The sequence below is a fragment of the Micromonospora craterilacus genome (assembly GCF_003236315.1).
Taxonomy (GTDB): domain Bacteria; phylum Actinomycetota; class Actinomycetes; order Mycobacteriales; family Micromonosporaceae; genus Micromonospora; species Micromonospora craterilacus.
The window spans coordinates 1-2,788 of the sequence record NZ_POTY01000411.1 but is presented as its reverse complement, the minus strand read 5'-3'; the positions used below and the strand labels follow the sequence as shown (position 1 = coordinate 2,788).

The window sequence follows — 2,788 nt, the reverse complement described above, 5'->3', positions numbered from 1 at the left end:
CCCCCACCCCCCGAGGGCCTTTCCCGTTGATCATGAAGTTAGCGGGCGGTTTGATCTCTAAACCGCCCGCTAACTTCATGATCAACGGGGTGGTCTGGGTTGGTTCTCCGCAGGGGTCGCCGAGGGGTGGGGTGCCCCGGGCGATGATTCGGTGCCGGGCTGAGTGGGCATAGGCACCGCTACGCCGACGGGGCCTCCGCCGGCGGCGCCACCGGGCGTGGTCCAGCGAGGGAGAGCCGGGCGTGCACAGCTACTGGGGTCAGCTCGCTCTGGTCGGAGTCCTGATCGTCGTCAACGCGATCTTCGCCGGCAGCGAGCTGGCGCTGGTGTCGCTGCGCGACAGCCAGGTCCAGCGGCTTGAGCGCACCGGTCGGGCCGGGCAGGTGCTGGCCCGGCTGGCCCGGGACCCCAACCGTTTCCTGGCCACCATCCAGATCGGCATCACCCTGGCCGGCTTCCTCGCCTCGGCGGCCGCCGCGGTGTCCTTGGCCCGGCCGCTGGTCCCGCTGCTGGACGTGTTCGGTCGGGCCGCCGAACCGGTGGCCATCGTGCTGGTCACCCTGGCGCTCACCTTCGTCACCCTAGTCTTCGGCGAGTTGGCCCCGAAACGGATCGCGATGCAGGTGCCGGAGCGGTGGGCGCTGCTCGTCGCCCGCCCGCTGGACCTGCTCGCCGCGCTCACCCGGCCGGCGGTCTGGACGCTGGGCGTCACCAGTGACCTGGTGGTGCGGCTGTTCGGCCTGGACCCGAAACCGGAGCGGGACGAGATCAGCCCGGACGAGCTGCGTGACATCGTCGCCGGTCACAACGGCTTCACCGTGGAGCAGCAGACCATCATCGCCGGCGCGGTGGAGATCGCCGACCGGAAGTTGCGGGCGGTGCTGGTGCCCCGGCTACGGGTGTTCTGCCTGGACAGCGGCACCACCGCCGAAGCCGCCCGGCTCGTGCTGGCCGCCTCGGGGCACTCCCGCGCGCCGGTGGTCCAACACGGGGGCCTGGACGAGACGGTCGGTGTGATCCACCTGCGGGACCTGGTCGGCGTGCGGGAGGACCGGCCGGTCGACGAGTACGCCCGCCCGCCGATGCTGCTGCCGGACTCGGTGCCGGTGGTCGACGCGCTGCGCCAGTTCAAGGCAGAACGTCAGCACATGGCCCTGGTGGTGGACGAGCGCGGCGCCGTCGACGGCATCGTCACCCTGGAGGACATCCTGGAAGAGATCGTCGGGGAGATCTACGACGAGACCGACCGGGACGTACGTGAGGTGCGTACCGAGCCGGACGGTGCGCTGCTGCTGCCCGGCACCTTCCCGGTGCACGACCTGCCGGACATCGACGTGGAGCTGCCCGGGCGCCCGGACGGCGACTACACCACCGTCGCCGGCCTGGTGTTGGCCGGTCTCGGCCGGATTCCCGCGCCCGGCGAGCACCTCACCGTCGACGGCTGGCAGCTGGAGGTGACCCACGTCGACGACCGGGCCATCACCGGCCTGCGACTGCGCCGCCCCGCCGCCGCGCCCACCGAGGACGCGGCGCACGAGAGCCCGCAGCCGGCGGCGGCGGTCGACGCGGGGACCGCCCTGGACCGCACCCGCGGCTGACTCAGGCCGGTGCCACCGGAGCTGCCCGGTTGTCGCGCTTTGCCCGGTAGGGTCGCGGCGTGACCACGAGCGCTGGTGCCGACGCGGGCCTGCCGCCCGAGCGGTGGTGGTGGGAGTATCCGGTCCGCCCACGCTGGTTGCTTCGTGGCGACGCCCGCTTCGAGGACGACACGCCGCTGGCGCTGTGTGCGGAGATCGAAGGGCTGTTCGTGGATCTGCCGCCCCGGCCTCAGGAGCGGTTCACGCTGGTCGGCTGCCGGCCGGAGACTCCGTTGCGAGCCGCGCTCGGTGCTGTCGGGCAGTCGACCAAGGCCGCGTTACGTCGCCGTCGGATAAGTGCCGAGGTGTACGCGGTCGCCGCCGATGGTTCGGCAAGCCAGGTCATCGGTGCCGGGGTGTCCGGAACGGTCGAGGCAGCCGAGCCGTCGCGGCTCGGCGCCGGACTCCTCGACGTGACGGTCGACAGCGAACCGCGGGAACCGCTGCCGACAGGGGTCCTCGGCATCCTGGAACACTGGTACGCCGGACGGCCCGCCGAGAAGAATCTGTGGGCTGGCTACGACCGGGGGCTGCGCCACCACTGGGCTGGCGTGGCGCTCGCCCGCCGGTCCGGTGAGCCGGACCGGCCGGCCGGCACGACATACCAGCTCGACGGCCGGTTCGTGACCGACATCGAAGGGTTCTACTGCGCGATCGGCGAGGCGATCAACGGCCCGGGCGGATACTTCGGGTGGAACCTTGACGCCCTCGATGATTGTCTCCGCGGGAGGTTCGGCGCGCGGACACCGTTTCGGCTGGTGTGGCACGACTCGGCGGTCGCCCGAGAGCACCTCGTCGCCGGCTACGACCGACGTCGACTGAGCCCGGCGATCACCTTGGCGTACCTGCTAGAAATGCTCACGGCACACGAGGTCGAGATCGACTTGCGCTGAACTGCGAGCCGCCGCCGACACGCGCTTGATCTCGGTTCCGCCTCCCTCATGCTTGCCCGCCACTCGACGCCGTCGGGGTCGTAGTCACTATCCGCGGCAGACATCCATGCATGGCCGGAAGGGCCTTCGGCTGGGTGCTTGAGCCCTGTCGAGCTGATCCGCTCGTGCTATCAGGCAGGGACACCGTCGTGACGCCACGGCCGGTAACCCCGGACCGTGACCCGTCTGTGCAATCAGCTCGACAGCCCCCACACACCC

General features: G+C 71.1%; 2 protein-coding genes. Both read left to right on the top strand.

The genetic code is table 11. The features are described 5' to 3' along the window. Positions 1-242 precede the first annotated feature (242 nt). Entirely contained in the window at positions 243-1,598 is a 1,356-nt protein-coding gene (locus tag C1I95_RS33160; RefSeq protein ID WP_111219975.1) for a hemolysin family protein, read from the top strand. Between the two features lie 59 nt (positions 1,599-1,657). Continuing rightward, a complete protein-coding gene (locus C1I95_RS33155; RefSeq protein ID WP_111219973.1) occupies positions 1,658-2,530 on the top strand; it encodes a barstar family protein in 873 nt (290 codons plus the stop codon). Positions 2,531-2,788: the final 258 nt, after the last annotated feature.